Source organism: Agaribacillus sp. DX54, from assembly GCF_056858335.1.
This window is the reverse complement of sequence record NZ_JBXEQE010000027.1, coordinates 12755-37192: the sequence shown is the minus strand read 5'-3', so window position 1 is coordinate 37192 and position 24438 is coordinate 12755. Positions and strand designations below refer to the sequence as shown.

Sequence of the window (24438 nt, the reverse complement as noted above, 5' to 3'; positions counted from 1 at the left end):
CAAGACAATATAGGTCTTGCTTTTTTTGTTTAGATTTATTGAAGGTATTTTTAAATCAATTGTTCGTGCGGTTCTGGTATTTTGCCCTTGTGGCTGTATTATTAAACCCTGCCGTATCACAGGGTCAAAAAGTAGCCTTGGTGCTAAGTGGAGGAGGGGCAAAGGGATTAGCCCATATTGGCGCTATTAAGGCCCTGGAGGAAAATAATATCCCAATAGATTATGTAGTAGGCACTTCTATGGGGGGCATTGTTGGAGGAATGTACGCCGCAGGCTATTCCATGGTAGAAGTAGAAGAAATTGTAACCCAATCTTATTTTCAGCAATGGTTAAGAGGCGTTTTGGGGGATAAATATGCCTATTTTTATTCACAGCGTGATGTAAACCCTTCAGTGTTGACACTTGATTTGTCAGTAGATTCTGCTTTTACCACCTCACTTAACACCAATCTGGCCAGTGATCTGGCTATCAATTTTGTTTTCGCAGAAATGCTGGCCCAAGCCTCTGAAAAGGCCCATTATAATTTTGATAGTCTCATGGTACCTTACCGGGCGGTGGCAGCCGAGGTCTTTACCCAAAAGGTGGAAGTGTTGAAAAGCGGTTTTTTAAATAAAGCGATCAGGGCTACCATGACAGTTCCCCTCTTTTACAGGCCAATCCGTATCAACAAAAAGTATTTGTTTGACGGCGGTATTTATAATAATTTCCCGGTGAATGTGGCCGAAGAAGATTTCAATCCCGATTATGTCATTGCTATAAATGTTGCCAACACCAAATTTGAAGATTATCCGTACCGTGAAGATGACCAGATACTGGCCGAGTCCCTGGCTTTCATTTTATTGGAAAAATCAGATCCCACAGTGGTCGGTGAAAATGGTATCTATATAGAACCCGACCTCGCCAATAACTCATCACTTGATTTTCAAAATGCCAGGGCCATCATTGACAGCGGTTATGTGATGGCCCAGAGAAAGATCGCCGAAATAAAGGATAAGATAAAGAGGGAAGTTACAGTTGAGGAAGTGGCCAGGAAAAGAAATCACTTTAAAAGTGATTTCAAGCCCTTGTATTTCGGTGAAGTCCGCCTGATAGGATTTAATGCGCCACAAAGAAAGTATGTACGGAAACTGTTTAATATTAAGGAGGAAAAACTGAATCTGGAGGCCATCAAATCAGGGTATTATAAGCTTGTTTCTGAAAACTATTTTAAGAATATTTTCCCAAACATTGTCTACAATGAGTCCACAGGACTGTTTGATCTGGAAATTTCGGCCAGGAGAATGCAGAACTTTAAAGTAGAATTGGGCGGTAATATATCGACACGCAGCATCAGCCAGATATACCTGGGCCTGGAATATAATCACCTTAGCGCTTTTCTTAACAGTTATAGCCTTAATTTTTATACAGGAAGGTTTCACCAATCGATCCAGGCTAAACCACGATTTAATGTTCCTTCGAGAAATTTGTTTTATCTGGAGCCTGAGTTTACGATAAATACCTGGAACTATATTGACGCCCAGGATTTGGTCCTCGGAGGAAACCCGACCACGGTGCTCGACCAAACCGACAGAAAATATGGCCTGAACATCGGTGTTGCTGCCGGAACGAAAGGAAAAGTTTTATTGCAGGGAGCGTTTTTTAACAATACAGACAAATTTAGCAATAAACAGGAACTGGTTACTTCCGACACACTCGATGTTTTGAATTTCAAAGGTTTCAGATATGGTGTAGGCTATTCCAGAAGCACACTTAATCGCAAACAATATCCGGATGCGGGCTCTGCCTTCAGTTTAAACATCGATTATTTCAATGCCCGTGAGAATTATGAACCAGGCTCCACCTCGATGGTAGCATCATTGCAAAGAAAGAAAAGGGAATGGTTCAGATTTAAACTTACCGCTGAAAAATATTTTAAAGCAAGCTGGTTTCATTATGGGTTTTATCTTGAGTCGGTATTTTCCAATCAGCCCTTTTTTGCTAATTATACCGCTACCCTGGCAAATTCTCCCGCCTTTTATCCTTTACAGGATAGCAGAACCCTGTTTTTGAGAAATTTTCGTGCTTTTAATTATGTGGCCGGAGGTATAAGGAATGTGTTCAACCTCAACAGGTCCCTGGATCTGAGAATTGAAGGTTATGCCTATAAGCCGATACGGGCAATAGTAGAAACCAGCAACCAGGAAGCAACTTTTGATGATGAGTTAACAAAAATTTACCTGACAGGCAGCATTTCAGGGGTATATAAAAGTCCGTTGGGGCCCATCAGCTTAAGCCTCAATTATTATGATGATTCACAGAAAAGGTTAGGCGCACTATTGCATATAGGCTATTTAATATATAATAAAAGATCTACTGAATAGGACTTTTTCAATTTTCCTAATCCTTTTTTTATAATATCCTTCAATTAATATTGGCTGTAATGTTCTCACCTTATTTAAATACGATAATGTGGCACCAATCTGTATTTTTAGGTTATGGGAATGAAGTGCATTTTACCGGGAACCTGGGTTTTTAGGTCTGCAAGGAAAATTGTGCTTTTCCGAGGGCTATTGTTTTTCCTGATGATAAGTGCCTCAGAATCAGCGTTGGCTTTACATGATTTTGAAAAAAAGCCGGGGTTAATGCAGGACACTCTGATCAATCTGGTTGGCAAGGTTTTAAATGCGGAAACCAAGAAACCGGTACAGGCACAACTAAGATTCTTCCGGCTTCCTTATGGTGGAAATGTTGGAATTTCAAAAGTCAAAAACAATGAAGGCGACTACAGGCTTACATTGATGAAATCCTATAAATATACTATCACTTTAACTGCAGATGGATATTTATCTAAAAACGAGGTAATTGATACAAAAAAACCGGAGGATGTAGATCGCATACTCAGGGACTTTTATATGGTGCCAACCGGAGTGGGGCAAACCCTTAGGCTAAAGTCCCTGATCTTTGAGCAAAGCAAAACCAGTATTACCTCTGAATCCTATGCCGAGTTAAACCAACTGGTAGAAATCATGAAAAAAACCCCCTCCATGGTAATTCAATTGGAAGGCCATACCGACTACAAGGGAAGGGCTTCTTTGAACATGAAATTATCACAATCCAGGGTAGAGGCGGTGAAGGAATACCTGGTAAATAAGGGTGTAAAAGCTAAAAAAATTAAGTTAAAAGCCTTTGGGGGCAGCCAACCACTTTCACGGGAGGCAGATGATGAAAAAAGACGGATAAACCGCAGGGTAGAGGTAAGAATTTTGAATATTTGACAAAGAATTCTGTAATTTTTTGTTTTTAAGCTTTAAAATATAATTTCCTTACTGGCAAATTAATAATGTATATTTTATATTTTTGGGAGTATCACCCTAAAAGATATCCAATTTTATGTTAAGGAAGTTTTATTTCTGCCTTTTGCTAGTCCCAATTTTTCAAGTCAAATCTCAGGAAATTCAGTGGGCTACGAAAGTAATTGAGTTTTCATCGGAATTAACCAGCGTTCAGTTTTCAGCAAATCAAATTTTAGGCAGACCGACGGCCTTACCCAGTGGTGGTGAAAATCCAACTGCCTGGACTCCCTCTAAACCCAATCGCCAGGAATTTATCAAGGTAGGTTTCGACCAACCGATGCCTGTTGAACAAATTGCCATTGGTGAGTCTTATAATCCTTCGACAGTTAAGGAGGTCTATGTGTATGATACAGATGATAAAGAATACCTGGTTTTTACCCTGACTCCGGAAAGCAAGCCAATGAACGGCAGGATGCTGACCATTTTCATCGATAAAACCCCATATAATGTGAGCGCTGTTAAAGTGGTGTTTGATGGTAAAACGATTGAAGGCTATTTTAGTATTGACGCCATTGGCATATCGGGGTCGAAAGTACCCGTCGAAGCAAAAATAAATGTGGCTGAAGATATACAGGAAGGTATTATTCCTGAAAAACTAAACGACAGTATCAACAGCCCCTACAAGGAATTGAGACCGCTTATTTCTCCAGATGGCAAAGAGTTATATTTCAGCAGAAGAAATCATCCCGATAATATTGCCGGAACCAGCGATGAAGAGGACATCTGGGTTTCAAGGCTGGATACAGTAACCGGTGAATGGACCAAAGCCGTCAACCTTAGCCGGCCACTCAACAATAAACACCCTAATTTTGTAAGTGCTATTACCCCTGATGGTAACTCCGTAATGTTGGTGCTTGGCAATAAATACAACGAAAATGGCAAGATGTCATCGGGTGTTTCCATCAGTACCAGGATTGAAGACGGCTGGAGCGAACCGAAGAATTTTGAAATAGAAAACGATTACAATTATTCTCCCAAAGCCAATTATTTCATGGCCAATAACAGGAAGGTACTCATACTTGCTGTCGAAAGAGATGACTCCTATGGCGACAGGGACCTGTACGTCAGCTTCTTAAAAGAAGACAGCACCTGGTCCGAACCGGTAAGCATGGGTCCTGTGATAAACAGTGCTGCGGAAGAATCAAGCCCTTACCTGGCTGCAGATGACAAAACAATCTACTTTTCGTCCAAAGGTTTCAGCGGATATGGAAAAGATGATTTGTTCATTAGCCGGAGGCTGGATGACTCATGGACCAACTGGACGGTTCCTCAGAATCTGGGGCCTGACATCAATTCTCCGGACGACGATCAGTTTTTTATGATTACGCCATCGGGTGAATATGCCTATTATTCGAGGGGCCATGTAAATACCGACCTGGATATTTACCGGCTGAAAATACCCGTGGTCTATAAACCGGCACCGGTAATCCTGGTGAAAGGCAAAGTAATTAATGCCAAAACCAATGAGCCGATTACCGCCAAAATTATCTATGAGCAACTGGATACGGGTGTTGAAGTCGGATACACCAATGCCGACCCGACTACGGGCGAATATCAAATTCTGCTACCGGCTGGCTCAAATTATGGTTTCTTAGCTATGAAGGAAGGTTTTGTACCATTAAGCGAAAATATTGATTTACAAGATTTGAAAGAATACAAGGAAATAGAAAGGGATCTCTACCTGGTACCTATGGAGGTAGGAGTACCATTCAGGTTGAATAATATCTTTTTTGATTTTGATAAATCAGTGCTGAAAAAAGAGTCATTCCCGGAACTAAACAGAATGTTGGAGTTAATGCATGAGAATCCGGATATGACCTTTGAAATTGCCGGTCATACGGACTGGATAGGCACCGACGAGTATAACTTTGGGCTTTCACAGCGCAGGGCCGACGCCGTTTATAATTATTTTCTGAAAAATGGCATTAAAAAAGAAAGATTGTCTCCGGTAGGATATGGTGAGTCGCGTCCTGTTGCCACAAATGCTACCGATGAGGGACGTGCAGAAAACCGGCGGGTAGAACTGATTATCCTGGAGAAAAACCCATAAAATTGCTTAACAATCCTGATCGGCTCCTCAAACCAATTGGGGTTTAAGGGGTTTATCTGATGTAATCAGTTAAATTGTTTTCGAATGATTAAAAAAGTATTGATAACCGGTGGCACAGGCCTTGTTGGGAAAAAAATCACAGCGTTCTTGTTGAAGGGCGGTTATCAAGTGGCCCATGTGAGCAGATCTGAAAAACCCGGGAAAAACCTCGAAACTTTTGTCTGGGATCTGGAAAAAAATTACCTGGACCCTGCAGCTTTGAATAAGGTGGATGCCATAATTCACCTTGCCGGTGCAGGAGTAGCAGATAAAAAATGGACGGATTCTTACAAACAGGTAATCCTCGAAAGCAGGACAAAGTCCACCCGTCTTTTGCTGGAAGCGCTTCAAAAATCCGATCATCGGGTGAAGGTATTTGTATCAGCTTCAGCCATTGGTATTTACCCCAATGATCGGGATGCAGAAGTGTTTCATGAAGATGGGCCCCATGCTACTAATTTTTTGGCGTCGGTGACCGCGGCCTGGGAGCAGGAGGTAGATAAAATTGCAGCCCTGGGGATACGCACCGTAAAATTCAGAATAGGAATTGTACTAAGTAATTCAGGTGGAGCGTTAGTGAAGATGGCACAGCCCATAAAATACGGATTAGGTGCGCCACTTGGAAGCGGAAAACAGTTTATGAGTTGGATCCATGAATCGGATCTTGGCAGCATGTTAATTTTTCCACTTGAAAACACTGATTTGCATGGTGTATACAATGCCGTAAGCCCTCATGCAAAAACCAACGCAGAGGTTACCAAAGCCATAGCAAAATCATTAAATAAACCCTGTTTTCTCCCAAATGTCCCAGGGTTTTTAATTAATTTGGCGATGGGAGAAATGTCTGGCTTGATACTTGGCGGCGCTCATGTATCAAGTGAAAAAATTGAAAAGGCCGGATTCGAGTTCCAATTCCCGGAGCTTTCCCTGGCGCTGGATGATTTATTGGCCGAATAGTCCAAAACACCCAAGGGGTATAAATCGTTCTAAAATTAAGTATGGATGTGAAAAATTGTTATTACCAGTGTAATATTTAGCTACCATTGGGCTTTCAATTTTTGCTGAATAATTCCAACTTTAAATATCCTTACTTCGGAGCGGTTGAATTAAAATGTATTAAGATGGATAATAGGAAAAACAAGTTAGCAGAGAACACAAGTTATTTTCACAAAGTAGAAGAGGAGCATAAAATCAGGCAGGCTTTTAAAGACCGTGACTGGAATGAGATAAAAAGCTCTAATTCGTGGGTGATATTCAAAGTGATGTCGGAGTTTGTAGAAGGATTTGAAAAATTAGCCAAGATTGGTCCGTGTGTTTCTATATTTGGTTCTGCCAGAACAAAAGAAACCCATAAATCCTACATAATGGCCGAAGAAATTGCCGGAAAACTAGTTCGGCACGGTTATGGTGTGATAACTGGTGGAGGTCCCGGCATCATGGAAGCCGGGAACAAAGGCGCGAGGAATGAAAATGGAAAATCGGTTGGTCTGAATATTATCCTTCCTTTTGAGCAAGACCATAATATTTATATCGACCCAGATAAATTAATCACGTTTGACTACTTTTTCGTAAGAAAAGTAATGTTTGTAAAATACGCACAGGGATTTGTAGTAATGCCGGGAGGATTCGGCACCCTGGACGAATTGTTTGAAGCGATGACTTTAATTCAAACCAAGAAAATAGGGCGGTTTCCTATTGTCTTGGTTGGAAGAAAGTACTGGAATGGCTTGTTTGACTGGATCAGAAATGTGATGTTGTTTGAGAAGAATATCGATGAACAGGATCTGGATCTGGTTAACCTGGTAGATGACGCTACCGAGGCTGTGAAAGTGATTGATGATTTTTATTCAAAGTATTTATTATCACCAAATTTTTAAAAGTGAAAGAGAGACAAAATTTGCTGTTGGGTTCGGTTATTATCTTATTGTTAAGTTATATCTTTTATGACAGTTATTTCCGGGGCGAGGTTACTCCACCCCGGGAGAAGGCAGTCTCTCAGGTAAAACCACTTAAATATAAGGTATACACTTTTGATATTCCTGAAGATTTGAATTTTGCAGGAGAACCGGTACCTGTTCATAACCCTGATATAAGGGAGCGATTTGACCGGGAGGTTCATGTCAATACTTATTGGAACTCCAGTACAGTATTTATGATCAAAAGGGCTAACCGCTGGTTTCCCATCATAGAACCCATCCTGCAAGAGAATGGGATCCCTGAGGATTTTAAATACCTGGCTGTCATAGAAAGCTCACTTACCAATGCAGTTTCCCCCAAAAAGGCAGTTGGTTTCTGGCAATTACTGGGTGGCACTGCCAAAGAGTGGGGGCTGGAAGTAAACAATGAAGTCGATGAAAGGTACCACCCCGCCAAGTCGGCCGAGGTTGCCTGCAGGTACGTTAAGAAGGCATACCGGAAACTTGGGAGCTGGACCAGCGCCGCGGCTTCCTACAACATGGGCGTTTATGGCCTGAGCAAAAGATTTAAAGAGCAAAAGGTAGACTCCTATTATGACTTGCTTTTAAATCACGAAACCGCCAGGTACGTTTTTCGCGCCCTGGCCCTGAAAGAAATTATGGAAAACCCCGAACGTTACGGATATGAAATACCCCAGGAACACTTGTATCATCATATCCCTTTAAAAGAGATAAAAATCACAAAGACAATACCGAGTCTGGTAGATTTTTCCAATTCATTGGGAATCAATTATAAAACCCTGAAATTGCATAACCCCTGGCTAAGGGCAAAGAAGCTTACGGTACGAGGAAGAAAAGATGGCTACATCATTGCCGTACCGGAGAGCGTTTCAGATGATTTAATTGCACAATATCAAAATCAAAAAATCCTTTATACAGGCGATCTGGCTCTATCAGAGGAAAAGGATGAACAGGCCGGATCTCCAAAGGATTTACAAAGCCTTAATACAAGACCTGAATAACAGGATTTGAATATTGAAAGGTCTTTATCTTTAACGTATTTCCTTATTATATTTACGCCTTCACAATCATGAAAGGCCCAACCAAATGACATCAAAATTAAAAAATCCGGCTGTAAATGTTTCTACAGCACCCTCAAATGGATTTGACCCCACAGGTTTTGATAAAATCGAAATATTTGGTGCCAGGGAGCATAATCTTAAGAATATCGACCTTGTGCTGCCACGGAACAAGCTGGTAGTGGTAACGGGTATCAGTGGAAGCGGTAAATCTTCTCTTGCTTTCGATACCATATATGCTGAAGGACAAAGAAGGTATATGGAAAGCTTTTCCGCCTATGCCAGGTCATTTTTAGGCGACCTTGAACGGCCGGATGTTGACAAAATCAATGGGCTTAGCCCGGTAATCTCCATTGAGCAGAAAACCACCTCACGAAATCCCCGCTCCACGGTAGGTACGGTTACGGAAATATATGATTTTTTAAGATTGTTTTATGCAAGGGCTTCTGAGGCTTTTTCCTATCTGACGGGAGAAAAAATGATCAGGCAGTCTGAAGACCAGATAGTTGACCATATCATAGGCAATTTCCATCATAAAAAACTTATTTTGCTGGCGCCGGTTGTCAAAGGTCGTAAGGGACACTACAGGGAATTGTTTCAGCAAATCAGGAAGTCAGGCTTTACTAAAGTAAGGGTCGATGGCGAGTTATCAGACCTTGCACCCAAAATGCAGGTAGACCGTTACAAGATCCATGATATAGAAATTGTCATTGACCGCATCAAAGTACAGGACAAAGACAAATACCGCATAGGCCAATCGGTGAAAGCGGCCTTAAATCACGGTAAGGGCGTCATGATGGTACTTAATGAAGCGGGGGATACCAGTCATTTTTCCAAAAACCTGATGGATCCAAAGAGCGGATTAGCTTACGACGAACCTGCCCCCAACACCTTCTCATTTAACTCCCCTTACGGGGCCTGTCCAAGCTGCAGGGGTTTGGGCGTCATCGAAGAAATTACAAAAACGTCCATCATTCCCAATCCCGAACTAAGTATAAGCCGTGGTGGTATCGCACCCCTGGGCGAATACCGGGACATATGGATTTTTAAAAAGATCGAATCTTTGCTTAAAAAGCATCAACTCAATTTATCCACCCCTTTGAAAGATATCCCTGAAAATGTATTGGAAACGTTGCTATATGGATCGGATATTAGTGTGGCGGTGCAGTCGGTCAAATATCCCGGAACAGAATGGCATACTAAGTTTGAAGGAATCATCAGCTTTCTTGAAAAACAAAAGGAAGGTGGCTCTGAAAATATCAGAAAATGGATCAGTGATTTTACAGATGTCAAAGTTTGTCCGGAATGCGAAGGTGCCCGGTTAAAAAAAGAGTCACTTCACTTTAAAATTGACGGGAAAAATATATTCGAACTGGCTTGTATGAACATCAACCAATTGCATGATTGGTTTATCGGTCTTGAGTCCAGGCTCAACGAACGCCAAAACCGGATAGCGGCTGAGGTTTTAAAAGAGATCAGAAAAAGGATCGGTTTTCTGCTGAACATCGGACTTGATTACCTGGATCTGAACCGGCCATTAAAGACACTTTCCGGTGGAGAGTCGCAGCGGATCAGGTTGGCGACACAAATCGGCACCCAACTGGTAGGTGTCTTGTATATACTTGACGAACCGAGCATCGGTTTACACCAAAGAGATAATATTAAGTTGATTGATGCGCTGAAATCCCTTCGGGATCTGGGGAATTCAGTTATTGTAGTAGAGCACGATAAGGATATGATGCTGCATTCGGATCACATTATAGATATCGGCCCGGGTGCCGGTCTTCATGGGGGGCAGATAGTGGCAGAAGGGAGCCCCGACCAATTCATTCAAAACGACAGTATTACAGCCGAATTTTTAAATAACCGGCAACAAATTGAGGTGCCTGCTTCGCGGAGGGAGGGAAACGGAAAATCAATTACCTTAAAAGGAGCAAAAGGTAACAACCTTAAGGACATAGATGTCGTTTTTCCCCTTGGTAAATTACTGTGCGTAACGGGTGTATCGGGAAGCGGCAAATCCACTTTGATTCATGACACCCTTTTTCCGATTTTAAGCCAGCGGATTTATCGTGCCAAAAGGAGCCCACTTGCGTATGAATCGATTGACGGGATAGAAAATATTGACAAGGTGATCGAAGTCGACCAGTCCCCTATCGGTCGTACTCCACGCTCCAATCCTGCCACCTACACAGGTGTGTTTACTGATATCAGGGCACTTTATAAGGAACTGCCAGAGGCCAAAATAAGAGGATATAAAGCCGGAAGGTTCTCATTTAACGTGAAGGGAGGACGATGCGAAACCTGCGAAGGCGCCGGCATGAAGCTTATTGAAATGGACTTCCTGCCCAATGTGCATGTACCCTGTGAAACTTGCCGGGGGAAAAGATACAACCGTGAGACCCTGGAAATCAGGTATAAAGGCAAATCTATCGCCGATGTCCTGGAAATGACCGTTGAGCAAGCAGTGAGCTTCTTTGAGCACTTGCCCAAAATCCTGAGAAAGATTCAGACCCTCAATGATGTCGGTTTAGGTTACATCACCTTAGGACAACATGCCACCACCTTATCCGGTGGGGAGGCACAAAGGGTCAAATTAGCTACTGAGCTTTCTAAAAAAGATACCGGGAAAACCATCTATATTCTGGACGAACCAACCACCGGGTTACATTTCCAGGATATTCAACACCTGCTTCACGTCGTCAATAAGCTGGTGGATAAAGGAAACACGGTTTTAATCATAGAACACAACCTGGACATCATAAAAGTTGCCGACTACATTATCGACCTTGGCCCGGAAGGAGGCGACCGCGGAGGAAAACTGGTAGTTTCCGGAACCCCCGAGCAGGTGATTAAAAATAAAATCAGCCACACCGCTAGGTTTTTGAAAGAAGAACTGGGCAGATAAACTAAAAATCAGAAATCCTCACCTAAAAATTACATGCCACAACTATCTTATTCCGATTTCGTTTTTATTTATGGTTCTGATATTTTTTTCATCAAAAATTGCAAAATAACTTGAACTATTCAATAAGAATTCCATCTTCCACCAAAAAAAGAATCGTAATTATCGGCGGGGGCTTCGGGGGAATACAACTTGCGAGGGGACTGAAAAATAAAGGTTTTCAGGTAGTGCTGCTTGACAGGCATAATTATCATACTTTTCAACCACTTCTCTACCAGGTAGCAACGGCAGGGCTCGAGCCTGATTCCATAGCAGGCCCTTTGAGGAAGCTGTTGCAACATTATAAAGACTTTTATTTCAGAATGGCTTTGGTGAGTGAGATTATTCCTGAAAAAAATATGATCGATACCACTATCGGGAAGTTGGAATATGACTACCTTGTAATAGCTGTAGGGTCCAAAACAAATTATTTTGGCCAGGAAGAAAGGTTTGACAAAGCATTTCCTTTAAAGCAAATCCCTCAGGCGCTGGATTTAAGGAGCCAAATCCTTCAGAATTTTGAGAAAGCAATCATGACCACCGATAAAGAAGAGCGGCAAAGTCTTAAGAACTTTGTTATCGTAGGGGGTGGGCCAACCGGCGTGGAAGTAGCCGGGGCGCTCGGTGAACTGAAAATGCATGTTTTGCCCAATGACTATAAAGAGCTGGATTTTGAAAAAATGAATATTTACCTCGTCGAAGGACAACCGAGGTTGCTAAGCGGAATGTCTGAAACTGCAAGCAAAAAGTCTTATGACTTTCTAAAGCGTTTTAACGTGACTGTGAAGCTCGGCACCATAGTAAAGGCCTTTGACGGGAAATTTGTGCATCTGGATGATGGTATGGTAATTCCCAGTCAAACACTCGTTTGGGCAGCAGGGGTTACCGGTAACATGATTGATGGCCTTTCTGAGGAAGTCATAGCCAATGGAAGAATTATGGTCGATGAGTTTAACAAGGTTAAAAGCTACGAAAACGTTTTTGCCATAGGCGATATTGCACTGCAAAAAAGTAAAAGCTTTCCGAATGGATTGCCTATGCTGGCACCCGTAGCCATGCAGCAGGGTAAACTGCTGGCCAAAAACCTGTGCCACTTAAAGAAAGGAAAAGCACCCTCACCTTTTCAATACCTGGATAAAGGATCGATGGCCACCATTGGAAGAAATAAAGCTGTGGTGGATTTGAAAGGTATAAAGTTCAGCGGGTTGTTTGCCTGGTTTATCTGGATGTTCGTCCATTTAATGTCTATTATCGGATTTAGAAATAAATTGGTGGTTTTCAGCAATTGGTTGTGGAATTACTTCACCTACGACCGGGGTACAAGGTTGATCATTCGGCCTTTTATCAGAAATCCGGAAAAGAAAAAACAGCAGGAAAAAGTGTCTGTGATCTGATTTACTGGTATTTCATAAAACACCCCCCTGTCCATAAATACAACCATTTATAAAATAATCCACCGATTCTCACGGCGAATGGTTAAATTTGGATTGAATTTGATCGTCAGGGATCTATGAATAAGACCAGATTATATTGGATTTGTCAAATTGGGGGATGGTCAATTTGGACATTTTTTAATCTGGGCATTAAAGCTATCACCGATGGTTTTGATGGAAAAGATTTGGTGGGCCCGGTACTGGTTTCCATATTTTCAATTTATTCCACACACATCTACCGCAATTTTGTTGTAAAAAGAAATTGGCTGAGACTCAAAATGCCAAAGTTGATACCCAGGGTGCTATTCATGATTGCCGTCCTGTCTTTGCTCAATGCCTTCTTTGTGGTATTGATCTACTATTTTATTGATCCCCTTTCATCTCAGGGAATAAGTTTTTTTGCCCAGTTTCTATTCCAGTTCGCAGCTTTTTCCATTTTGTATCTTTTCTGGAATCTGATCTATTTCCTGTATCATTACTTCGAAAACTACAGTACCACCCTGAAATTTGAAGCTACTATCAATGAAATAAAATTGAATAAGCTCAAATCCCAGCTTAACCCCCATTTTATTTTTAACGCTTTAAACAGTATTAGGGCGCTGGTGGATGAGGATCCTAAAAAATCAAAAATTGCCATTACGCAGTTATCGAATATTCTCAGAAATTCACTGATGATGGATGAGCGCAGGTTGATAAAGTTTAACGAAGAAATGCAAATCGTGAAAGACTACCTTGACCTGGAAAGCATTCGCTTTGAAGAAAGGCTCAGAACAGAATTTGATATTCATCCCGACTCCAACAACTTTGAAGTACCCCCACTGATGATTCAGACCCTGGTTGAGAATGGCATTAAACATGGTATCTCCAATCTGGTTGAAGGCGGGTTGATCAAGGTAAATACGTATGTAGATGGCGCAAAACTGAATATTCAGATACGAAACAGCGGACAATACCTGAACGGTGTATTGATGAAGCATGGTGGATATGGCATAGAAAATACAAGACAAAGACTTAAACTGCTGTTCGGTGATGAAACCTCATTTTCAATTTTAAATGAAAATGAAGATTTTGTATTAACCGATGTTGTAATACCTAAAATAACCTGATATGAACGCTTTGATAGTAGATGACGAAAGGCTGGCACGGAAAGAACTGGTATCTCTTTTGTCAGAACATCCGGATATAGAGATTGTGGGCGAGGCTATTAATGCCGATGATGCTTATGAAAAAATCAACACCCTAAAACCGGATTTACTTTTTTTAGATATTCAAATGCCTGGAAAATCCGGGTTTGATTTGCTGGAGATGCTGGATGCGGTGCCTAAGGTAATTTTTACCACTGCCTATGATGAGTACGCGTTAAAGGCATTTGAAGTAAATGCGCTCGATTATGTTTTGAAACCGATCCAACCCGAACGTCTTAATGACGCCTTAAAAAAGCTTTCAAAAAACCAACAGCAAGAGGAACAGCTTCATGCTTCTGTTCAAAAGGGCAAACTGGGGTTAAACGACCAGGTTTTTGTAAAAGATGGTGACAAATGCTGGTTTGTGAGATTGTCTGATGTACGGTTGTTTGAATCTGACGGCAACTATATCAAGGTTTATTTTGAACAGTATAAACCCATGATACATAAATCCCTGAACGCGCTGGATGAAAGATTGGATGACAGGACCTTTTTCAGGGCCAGCAGAAAGCACATTATTAACTTGAATTGGGTAGAAAACATTGAAACCTGGTTCAACGGAGGTTTAATGGTACAATTAAAAGGAGGGGAAAAAGTAGAGGTGAGCAGAAGGCAGGCAGCAAAATTTAAGGACATGATGAGTCTTTAACCGGCAAAGGCAGCGATGCTTAACCTCTTACCATGGAGATCAACTCATTTTCAATTTCCCAGTCTTTGGCCAGTTTTAACATAGCTGTCGCTTCCATTTCCGTGATATAACCCTTTTGATTATTGGCTTTCCAGACCATATCCAGATAAGAAAGCAGTTTTTTCTTGTCCGACCCTTTGAATACATCATTTAAATAAATCCTGGCCCGGTCAAAAGCCGTATAATAATCTTCCGAAATAAATTCATTAGCCCATTCAAGCTCAGCTTCCGCTTTTAGCTCCCGGGCTGTGTCATCCAAGATTTTCTGCTCATCTTCATCCAGTCCATGGTAATGGAAAATTACTGATTTTAGCAACAAAAACGCTTTTTTTTCTTCGCTGGACATGGCATTCATATTATGGGCTCAAATATAACAATTTTAATCTTTTTTTGGATAATTTTTTATAAAATGAAAAAATCCCGAATGATGTTGTCTGCTACCAGCTTACCCCTTGTGGTTAAATATATGACCCCGTTTTTTTCAATAATAAGCCCTGTATCGATGTACTTATCAATGGTTTTTGCATGTGTTTTTGACAAGTTGACTTTAAACTGGTTTTTCAAAAAGTAAAGATCACACCCCCAGTGGGTTCTCAGACTGGTCAGCAAGTATTCGTTGGCTTTGTCTTTAAGCGTCAGTTTTTCAACCTGGCAGGGAATTGCGCCTTCATTTATTTTAGAAAGGTACAAATGATTGTTTGCGAAATTGGCTTGCCTGGAATTGCCATCAAATGAATGGGCACTTGGCCCTACCCCCAAATATTTTTTAAATTTCCAATAATTGCTGTTGTGTTGTGAATACATGTCTGGCAGGCAAAAGCTTGAAATTTCATAGTGTAAATATCCATTTTCATTTAAAGTCCGCACCAATAACTCAAATTGATCGACAACCATGTTTTCTTCCGGGGGATTCAGCTTCTTGTTTTTATGGCGATGACCAAATACCGTACGCGGCTCGATGGTGAGACAGTAGGCAGAAATATGTGGCACCATCAACGCCATGGCCTGTGCCAGGTCGCTTGTCCAGGAATCTAAGGTACTATTCGGAAGGCCATACATCAAGTCTATGGTAATATTGTTCAAACCTGAAGATTTGGCTGTACGAATCGATTCGATTGCCTCACGGGCTGTATGTGCCCTGTTCATAAATGATAGCTGTTTGTCATCGAATGACTGAACACCGATACTTAACCGGTTGATACCACAGGATTTGACAGCAGCCATTTTATCATAAGTCAGGTCATCCGGATTGGCTTCCAGGGTAATTTCAGGGCTGTCTGTTACATGATAGTTTGTATAAATTTCGGATAAAATCAGGTTAATCTGCCTTTTATTTAGCAGTGATGGGGTACCACCACCAAAATAGATCGTGTTGATATCTTCATCCTGCAGGTAATTCTTTTGTAATTTTAACTCCCGGGCAATCGCTTCTATCATGGCGTTGATATAGCCAGTATTTGTTGAGAAATGAAAATCACAATAGTGGCATGCTTTTTTGCAAAAAGGGATATGTACATAAATACCAGCCAATTAAATAATAATTTTAGTGTTATTTGATTTTCTTGCACTTTAAATGTTGCCCAAAGGTTTTAATTTTATATCATTTGAAAAAATTAATTTTCATAATAATATTTTCGGTTGCATTTATCACCCTGGTCAATGGTCAGCAAAAGTATTTTGTTGTCATTAAAAACAACCCGGACGTAACGCTGCCAGTGTCGTTTAAAGACCAAATGCTGGATTCTGTGGCATTCCCTCGTTACCTCAATAACATCTATCAGCAGCTCTATCAAAACGGATATATCGCTGCAAGCATTCAACCCCGGCGGAAGCAGGGAGATACCATCGAGTTGAGAGTCGAATCCGGCCCACCTTACAAGCTGGCTTATTTGAGAAAAGGCAATGTGCCGGAGGAATTACTGACTAAGATCGATTACCGGGAAAAGTTCTTTTTAGATAAACCTTTTAACTATAGCCAAATTGCAAGATTGTTTAACCGGCTTTTGGCTTACACAGAGAATAATGGCTACCCTTTTGCCTCTATAAAGCTTGATTCGCTCGCCTTAAATGATCATGAATTCAGGGCCAGTATCAAGTATGACCCCGGGCCGTACATCACTTTTGATACCATCAAAGTGGAGGGAACCTCCACAACAAAGTTGACATTCCTTTCCTCCTTTTTAAAAATAATGCCAGGTAAACCCTTCGAATTTGATAAAATAGACCGCGCCACAACGAGATTAAGCAGGTTGCCTTACCTGAAACCGGCAGATGCGGGTTATGTTACGTTTCAAAACAATCAGGCCACTTACCATCTGAATTTAGAAAGAAGAAAAGTCAACCAGCTAGATGGAATAATTGGTGTACTGCCCAATGAACGCGAGGGTAACAGGTTATTGATAACCGGGCAGTTCGATTTAAAGCTTCATGATTTGTTTTCATCGGGAAAGCGCCTGGAATTCACCTGGCAACGGTTACAGGTGCAATCCCAGGCATTGGACGTTGCCTATTTTCATCCTAATTTGCTCAGTGCCCCGCTCAGTTTTTCCCTGGGCTTTAATCTGCTCAAGGAAGATACCACCTTTCTGAACCGGCATTTTGATTTGCATGTTTACTTTGACCCCGGACGATCAGGTACCTATCATGTTTTTGTCCGGAACAAGTCGGCAAGTACCTTGTCCTCTCTCGAGTTTGCTGATACTGATGAGTTTCCCGATGTTCTGGACTTTGATTTAACTTCATACGGTCTGGGCTACCAATGGAGTAACATTAATGACATGATCGATCCAACCAGGGGAGTGAGTGTGCGTTTTGACGGACAATTAGGAAATAAACGTATCAGAAGAAATGCAAGTCTTAGCCCGGTGATTTATGATACAATTGATTTGAACTCTGTGCAATATCAATTGAATTTTGCTTTTGATCAATACCACCGCGTCGGCAAAAAATGGGTTTTAAACACCAGGTTAACAGGGGGCAAGGTGTTAAATGACCAGCTTTTCCTGAATGACCTGTATCGTGTGGGAGGGCTTAGAAGTTTGCGGGGTTTTAATGAAAACTTTTTCTTTGCTTCCGAATACCTGTTGGCCAATGTAAATCTGAAATACTACCTTGATCGACAATCCTTTTTGCTGTTTTTCTTCGATCAGTCTTATCTTGCCAACAAGGCTACAAATTTCGATATTACCGATTATCCTTCAGGATTAGGAGTGGGATTGAATTTCAGTACAAACACTGGGATTTTTAGTTTTCTCTATGCGCTGGGCAGGTCAAATGATCAGCCGTTTAGTTTTAGTCTTTCTAAAATACATTTTGGATATACCAGTAGGTTTTAAGGGGCTTTGATTGTATATATTTTTGAATAGTAAATGTTGCTAAAGTCATAGCTCTAGTCATACTATGACTATTACATTACGACTTCGAGCTATGCTATGACGCTGAATCGAAATTCAATGGAGTAAGTTTTTTATTTAATTTATAAATCTTTAGTGCTTGTAATTTTTGTTTAAACATATTAATTCTGATAAATTGCGAGTACATTTGGGGGAATTTATGCTTGATATAATCTTAACTTTCTTGTGGTCATTTCTGGTATCGGTTTTTGCCGTACCATCTATAATTTTCGTATCATATACCAAAAGGCTGCTGGATGAGCCCAATCACCGGACCATTCACGAATCTTTAACACCCAGATTGGGCGGATTGGCCATTTTTGCAGGATTTATGTCAGCCATTACTATTTTTGGCAACCTGACTTATGGGGTTCAGCAGCTACTGGCAGGCTGTTTGATTATGTTTTTTATCGGGGTGAAAGATGATATTATCAGCGTTTCCGCATTCAAGAAATTTTTTGTACAGTTGCTAGCCGCCGGAATTGTTATGGTGATTGGCGATGTAAGAATAACGAGCTTTCAGGGTATTTTTGGAATTTATGACCTCGATCCCGGCAGTAGTTACGCTTTTACATTCCTGGTAATCATTGGCATCACAAATGCGATCAACCTGATCGATGGCATGGATGGATTGGCAGGAAGTGTGGTATTGATCATATCACTGACTTTTGGCGTGTACTTCTTTTATTATGAAAACCCCTATGCTTTTGTAGCGTTGAGCCTCTCCGGGGGGGTAATAGGATTTTTGAAATACAACATTTATAAAGCCAAGATCTTTATGGGTGACACCGGATCATTGTTGTGCGGCTTTATCATTTCAGTTTTAGCCATCCGGTTTATTGAGATGAAAGTAGTAGAATCTGCCCCTGCCATTGCCATTGGCATACTCATAATCCCGGTTTTTGACACCTTGAGAGTATTTACGATCAGAATTCTGAATGGCCGATGGCCTTTTCACCCCGACAGAAACCACATTCACCACAGGCTTTTGGCCATGGGATTTTCCCAGGTGTCAGCCTTGTTGATCCTTGTTAGTCTGAACCTAATTTCCATAGGCTTTATGATATTGTTTGATAAACTCGGCAATTTCCAATTATTGTTTATCATGCTAGTATTTATGGTTTTTGTCAGCTTGTTGTTGGACTTTGCCGTAAGAGAAAGAAAGGAAAACAAGGTAAATGCCTAGGAAGCAGGGACTAATTGCGATTGGTGCTATCCTGTGGTTTATTTTTTTTGCCCCGTACGTCTGCCTGGGAGAGATGACAGGGGATAGCATCAAAGCAGACTTGAGAGAAGATTGGCTTATATATAACAACCGTTATAAAACCTATGCACCCTTTGTCGAGAACACATCCCCTTCTATCAGTAGTTTTAGTTTTATTTTGAATAAAACCAGCGCCAACAATTGCCATCTCATACTTTGTTTTCAAAAAGCGTCTTCACTATTCATAGAAAAGCAAATTGTGGGGTTTTATAAAGATGCCGGATGTATTACATTTGATCCGGATAGCCTGTTTGGTAGCTATAATAGGGAGGACTTGTTCGTTACCGTCTACCATAAGTCACTGGATCCCGGGAGATACAAAACCCTGCTGATGTCCAAAAACCTGTCGACTAACCACTCGGTCGATTCACTGATGGCCAAAATCTCGTCCAGGACCGATCCTTTATTCAAAAATTTCTACCTTTTGGCATTGTTATTATTCCTGATTATTCTCAGCGCCGTTTACAATTTAAACCCCAGAAATTTCAGAGAGTTCTATAGCCTGAGCAAAGTCTTCAGTATCAAACTGAGATACGATAACATCTCTACGTTAAAAACATTTAACTGGCCGAATATATTAATTGTATTTACACACTGCCTTCTTGTTTCCTACATGCTGGTTGTAGTGCTCACCCTGCTAGGTGAGCCACTTCCCTATTTGAAGGTCGGTATGGAAGGCTTGGGGGCTGGCATTTCCCGATGGATAAGCCTGGCATTAATAATATTTTTATTGTTGCTGGCAAAATATGTACTGATTAAACTGCTTTCAACTATGATGAATTTGAGAGAATTGGACCAAATTCACTTTTTTGAGTTTGTAAGGATATCTATTTTTATCTACAGTGCAGGATCAGTTTTTATGGTCATTCTTCTGCTGGCTTATTACCTGCCTGCACCCGGTCATTTTGTATGGGTAATCTATCTGGTTGCCTTTCTGTCAGTGGTGAGAATTGTTTTGTTATATCTTAAATTTTTAAGATTATCAACATTTAGAAATCTATATTTATTTTCATACCTTTGCACCACAGAAATTTTGCCACTCATAATTGGCTTCAAAATTTTCGTTTTAGATTTTTGATTTACGCATTATCGAGTTAAAGTTCAGGTGAAGATATGACAAGAAATACTGAAGAAAAACTACGAGAGGTAAGAAGTATTTTAGTTTCCCAACCCAAACCATCTAGTGAAAGATCTCCCTATTTTACATTGGCTGAAAAGTATGGTATAAAGGTTGATTTCAGGCCGTTCATTCAGATTGATCCGATAAGTTTTAAGGAGTTCAGAAAGCAAAAAATTGATATTTTGGATCATACTGCGGTTATCTTCACGAGCAGAAACGCTGTAGATCATTTTTTTCGTTTGTGTAGTGAGAGCAAAATTGAAATGCCTAATGACATGAAATACTTCTGTATTTCAGAACAGACGGCAAATTATCTTCAAAAATATATAGTAATCAGGAAACGAAAAATATTTACTGGTACGAGAACAGCCGCTGATCTTATAGAGATATTAAAGAAACATAGAAATGAAAAATATATCTTTCCGTGTTCCAACATCCGGAAAGATGATATCCCGAATTTTCTTAAAAATGACGGATATAATTACACAGAAGGAATAATTTACAAAACAGTAGCCAGTGATTTGTCCGATTTGGCAGATGTTAACTATGATGTTATTGCCTTTTTTAGTCCTTCGGGAATCAACTCACTGTTTGTGAATTTTCCGGATTTCAAGCAAAACAACACGAGAATAGCAGCTTTTGGGCCAACGACGGCAAAAGCTGTAAGAAAGGCGGGGTTAAATCTGGACATAGAAGCTCCACTACCCAATGCCCCCTCAATGACTGGCGCTATTGAGCTTTACATCAAAAAGGCAAACGGCATTTAAAGTAAATTCTTCCGAAAAATATAAAAACAATAGCACTTTTCTGACGTTCTAGTTGTTAGATCAAATAGAATCATTACTGAAAAATGTGCTATCTTTATAGACACTTGTTTTTATTTTTTTATGAGAAGGAAGTTTACACTGACTTTATGGGTTAGCTTAACATATATCGGCATGGTATCGGCACAGCAAGATGCCCAGTTCAGCCAATATATGTTCAACACGCTCTATTACAATCCGGCTTATGCAGGTGTTGAAGGTGTTACAAAGCTGACTGCCATTCACAGATCTCAATGGGCCGGATTTAGCACAACATTCGATGGAAGCGGAGGGGCCCCCAATACGCAGATGGTAAGTCTTAATACGCCCATATTAAGATTCAGAAGTGGCGCCGGGGTTCATGTTGTAAATGATGATCTTGGACCAGTAAATAATTTGGAAGCACAGGTTTCTTATGCTTATCATTTGTCGATCAAAAATGCCAAATTAAGTTTTGGTTTGAGGGCAGGCGTTTTTTCGCAATCAATAGATTTTGATCAGTACAGGGCTGTTAACCCCGATGATCCGATATTAAGAACAGGGCGGGAATCTCAAATCAGACCGGATATGGCAGCGGGCGCTTATTATGTTACCGAAACCTATTACGTAGGCGTTAGCGTAAATCACTTAATAGAAAGTGAATTCGATTTTGGGATAGACGCCTTAAGAAATCCTCTGGTAAATCATTTGACATTTACCGCAGGTTATGATTATGATTTTAATAATAATTTGATCCTGTCTCCTTCTATCATTGTAAGGACAGATTTTAATGCATATTCGGTAGAAGGTACAGTGATTGGCAACTATGATGATAAATTTTGGGGTGGGCTTGGCATTAGGCAATCAGATGCCGCCATCGTGATTTTGGGTTATGCCTTGGGTAAAGAAAAAGCATTCAGGATTGGCTATTCATTTGACTACATTATTGCCGGTCAGGATGCCAAACAACCTACTTCTCATGAGGTGGTTTTGAGTTATACTTTACCTGCGGTGCCTGTTGGAAGTAAAAAAATTATCAGGACCCCCAGATTTAGGCATTAAATTTTTGAAATATTAACCGAGAGAAAAAATAAAATATACGATTTATTCGTATTTAAATAGTGTGTGTAAGTGTTTTTATTAAAATTCTCTCTAAATATTACAACATACAGATTTCAGAATTTATTAGTGTGATAGCAAAACATTAAGTGATAATTTTGGACTTCTTTGCTTAGAAAGCAGGAAAATGGAATTTTTAAAACTAAAAGGTGTTATGAATAAAAACGTGATCAAAAAAATTCTTTGTTACCTTATTGTGGTAGGGCCCCTGGCATTACAAAGTTGTGGATTGCTTGGAGGAAGAACGGGCGACAGCAGGGGCGAGCTGATTGGCGTCCAGGGCAGAGAAGGCTGGGTAATGACCGTTCCCTACGGCATGGTGTCGATCCCCGGAGGAACCTTTCACATGGGGCAGGCTGATGAAGACATTGCGGCCACACAAATCAATTTTAACAAGCAAATTACAATCGGTGGCTTTTACATGGACGATACGGAAATTACAAACAATGAGTATCGCCAGTTTATGGATGCCATCATAGAAGATTCCTTGACAGTGCTGGGAGAAGATTTTGTGATGCAGGAACTTTATCCTGACACTACTGTTTGGATCAAGGATTTCACACATCACTTCGGTGATCCTGTTGCGGCATATTACTATTGGCACCCGGCTTTCGATAACTATCCTGTGGTAGGCGTAGACTGGGAAGCTGCCAAATATTTTTCTGATTGGAGAACCAAACACCTCAATGACTACAGAGTAAGTAGCGGCCTTTGGGCCATGCCTGATTTCAGGCTCCCTACTGAGTCAGAATGGGAATATGCTGCCAAAGGTGGCCGTCCTAATGCCAAGTACCCTTGGGGTAACCCTTACATAAGAAATTCCAAAGGTTGTATGTTGGCCAACTTTAAGCCTGGCAGAGGTAATTATCACGACGATGGTCATGATTATACTTCGCCGGTAGGCTCATACTTTTCTAATGATTTCGGCCTTTACGATATGGCAGGCAATGTTTCGGAGTGGTGTGAAGATGCCTTTGATCCTGCGTCGTATCCGCTTGTATGGGACCTTAACCCCACATTTTTTGACGATAACGAGCCTAAAAAAGTAGTCAGGGGCGGATCATGGAAAGATATAGCCTATTATCTCGAGACCGGCACCAGGACTTATGAACACAAAGATTCAACCAGGGCTTACATTGGCTTCAGATGTGCCATGACCTACCTCGGCAGGTCTTCAGGAAACGAATTTTAATGAATATAACTGACATAGAAATTCTTTAGTTAATTATAAAATCTTAAATATTTATTACAATGAGCAGAAAAAAAGGTGGATTTTCGGAACTATTCTACAGTACTATCATGCCCAAGATATATGGTATCGGTGCCGCAATAGTAATCGTAGGAGCTTTATTTAAAATCTTACACTGGGAAGGGGCGGATGCCATGTTGATGGTTGGTTTGTCGACTGAGGCTATTATATTCTTTTTCAGTGCTTTTGAGCCAAGACACGCAGAACCGGATTGGTCAAAAGTGTATCCCGAACTTTCTGAGGACTACGATGGCCCTCCCGCACGAATATCATCTCAGGGTGGAAGCAATGGTTCCGTAACCAAGAAATTAGATCATATGCTGGAAAGCTCAAAAATTGGTCCTGAACTGATAGATAGCTTAGGAAAAGGCATGAAAAATATGGCTGCTTCAGCTTCGCAAATGTCTAATTTAAGTGAGGCTGCCGTTGCCACTAACGAATATGCCAAAAATGTAGAACGCGCTTCCAGGTCATTGCTGGATATGAATAAGTCATATGCCAATACCGTAAGTGCTATGGCAACCATGGCCGATGCTTCTAAGGATGCCAAAGAGTATCACTCACAAGTGCAGAGTGTTACCAAGAATCTGGGGGCATTGAATGCCGTTTACGAAATGGAATTACAGGATGCCAACAGTCACCTGAAGGCCATGAACAAATTCTACTCAAATGTTTCTGCTGCGATGGAAAGTATGTCGGAAGCCAGCAAAGAAACTGAAAAATTCAAACGTGAAATGTCTGGCTTGACATCGAACTTAACATCACTTAACCAGGTTTACGGCAACATGCTGGCAGCCATGAAAGTTGGGTAATTTGCGATTTATTTTTACAAATAATAATTAAAAAA

General features: G+C 40.8%; 19 protein-coding genes. 17 read left to right on the top strand and 2 right to left on the bottom strand.

Annotated features, from left to right (window positions below; translation table 11 throughout):
- Nucleotides 1-89 precede the first annotated feature (89 nt).
- The 10 genes from AC04NP_RS22860 to AC04NP_RS22815 all read left to right on the top strand — a co-directional run bounded on the left by AC04NP_RS22860 (nt 90) and on the right by AC04NP_RS22815 (nt 14626).
- Nucleotides 90-2360, top strand: a complete 2271-nt coding sequence (locus tag AC04NP_RS22860) for a patatin-like phospholipase family protein (RefSeq protein ID WP_482862281.1) — start codon at nt 90-92, stop codon at nt 2358-2360.
- Nucleotides 2361-2621: 261 nt separating this feature from the next.
- A complete protein-coding gene (locus tag AC04NP_RS22855; protein ID WP_482862280.1) occupies nt 2622-3254 on the top strand; it encodes an OmpA family protein in 633 nt (210 codons plus the stop codon).
- Between the two features lie 142 nt (nt 3255-3396).
- On the top strand, nt 3397-5382 hold the full coding sequence (locus AC04NP_RS22850; protein WP_482862279.1) for an OmpA family protein: 1986 nt from the start codon (nt 3397-3399) through the stop codon (nt 5380-5382).
- Between the two features lie 84 nt (nt 5383-5466).
- Nucleotides 5467-6378, top strand: coding sequence for a TIGR01777 family oxidoreductase (locus tag AC04NP_RS22845; RefSeq protein WP_482862278.1), 912 nt, complete (start codon nt 5467-5469; stop codon nt 6376-6378).
- A gap of 164 nt (nt 6379-6542) precedes the next feature.
- A complete protein-coding gene (locus AC04NP_RS22840) occupies nt 6543-7298 on the top strand; it encodes an LOG family protein (RefSeq protein WP_482862277.1) in 756 nt (251 codons plus the stop codon).
- A 2-nt stretch (nt 7299-7300) separates the two neighbouring features.
- Nucleotides 7301-8359, top strand: a complete 1059-nt coding sequence (locus AC04NP_RS22835) for a lytic transglycosylase domain-containing protein (protein WP_482862276.1) — start codon at nt 7301-7303, stop codon at nt 8357-8359.
- 85 nt (nt 8360-8444) lie between these two features.
- Nucleotides 8445-11324 (top strand): excinuclease ABC subunit UvrA, encoded by a 2880-nt coding sequence (uvrA, locus tag AC04NP_RS22830; protein ID WP_482862275.1) that lies wholly within the window; start codon nt 8445-8447, stop codon nt 11322-11324.
- Between the two features lie 110 nt (nt 11325-11434).
- The gene (locus tag AC04NP_RS22825) at nt 11435-12754 is read left to right on the top strand and encodes an NAD(P)/FAD-dependent oxidoreductase (RefSeq protein ID WP_482862274.1); all 1320 of its coding nucleotides are present in this window, start codon (nt 11435-11437) and stop codon (nt 12752-12754) included.
- Nucleotides 12755-12870: 116 nt separating this feature from the next.
- Entirely contained in the window at nt 12871-13899 is a 1029-nt protein-coding gene (locus AC04NP_RS22820; RefSeq protein WP_482862273.1) for a sensor histidine kinase, read from the top strand.
- A gap of 1 nt (nt 13900) precedes the next feature.
- A complete protein-coding gene (locus AC04NP_RS22815) occupies nt 13901-14626 on the top strand; it encodes a LytR/AlgR family response regulator transcription factor (RefSeq protein WP_482862272.1) in 726 nt (241 codons plus the stop codon).
- A gap of 19 nt (nt 14627-14645) precedes the next feature.
- Here the strand turns inward: AC04NP_RS22815 and AC04NP_RS22810 are convergent, their stop codons facing one another.
- Together AC04NP_RS22810 and hemW are read right to left on the bottom strand one after the other, a co-directional pair.
- Nucleotides 14646-15011 carry a hypothetical protein gene (locus AC04NP_RS22810; protein ID WP_482862271.1) on the bottom strand — a complete coding sequence of 122 codons (366 nt, stop codon included), beginning with the start codon at nt 15009-15011 and terminating at the stop codon, nt 14646-14648.
- Nucleotides 15012-15067: 56 nt separating this feature from the next.
- Nucleotides 15068-16195 (bottom strand): radical SAM family heme chaperone HemW, encoded by a 1128-nt coding sequence (gene hemW / locus AC04NP_RS22805; RefSeq protein ID WP_482862270.1) that lies wholly within the window; start codon nt 16193-16195, stop codon nt 15068-15070.
- Nucleotides 16196-16269: 74 nt separating this feature from the next.
- On the opposite strand from hemW, the gene AC04NP_RS22800 reads away from it, so the two are divergent.
- The 7 genes from AC04NP_RS22800 (at nt 16270) to porL (ending at nt 24403) form a co-directional block, all read left to right on the top strand.
- The gene (locus AC04NP_RS22800; protein WP_482862269.1) at nt 16270-18000 is read left to right on the top strand and encodes a BamA/TamA family outer membrane protein; all 1731 of its coding nucleotides are present in this window, start codon (nt 16270-16272) and stop codon (nt 17998-18000) included.
- 217 nt (nt 18001-18217) lie between these two features.
- Nucleotides 18218-19243: an MraY family glycosyltransferase gene (locus AC04NP_RS22795; protein WP_482862268.1), complete on the top strand. Its 1026-nt coding sequence runs from the start codon at nt 18218-18220 to the stop codon at nt 19241-19243.
- On the top strand, nt 19236-20399 hold the full coding sequence (locus AC04NP_RS22790) for a DUF4271 domain-containing protein (RefSeq protein WP_482862267.1): 1164 nt from the start codon (nt 19236-19238) through the stop codon (nt 20397-20399). Before AC04NP_RS22795 ends, AC04NP_RS22790 begins: the two co-directional genes overlap by 8 nt.
- 35 nt (nt 20400-20434) lie before the next feature.
- Nucleotides 20435-21208 (top strand): uroporphyrinogen-III synthase, encoded by a 774-nt coding sequence (locus tag AC04NP_RS22785; RefSeq protein ID WP_482862266.1) that lies wholly within the window; start codon nt 20435-20437, stop codon nt 21206-21208.
- Between the two features lie 120 nt (nt 21209-21328).
- Entirely contained in the window at nt 21329-22285 is a 957-nt protein-coding gene (locus AC04NP_RS22780; RefSeq protein ID WP_482862265.1) for a PorP/SprF family type IX secretion system membrane protein, read from the top strand.
- A gap of 211 nt (nt 22286-22496) precedes the next feature.
- Complete coding sequence (gene porK, locus AC04NP_RS22775; RefSeq protein WP_482862264.1) at nt 22497-23534, top strand: T9SS ring complex lipoprotein PorK/GldK; 1038 nt, start codon at nt 22497-22499, stop codon at nt 23532-23534.
- A 59-nt stretch (nt 23535-23593) separates the two neighbouring features.
- Nucleotides 23594-24403, top strand: coding sequence for a type IX secretion system motor protein PorL/GldL (porL, locus tag AC04NP_RS22770; RefSeq protein ID WP_482862263.1), 810 nt, complete (start codon nt 23594-23596; stop codon nt 24401-24403).
- The last annotated feature ends 35 nt before the right edge of the window (nt 24404-24438 follow it).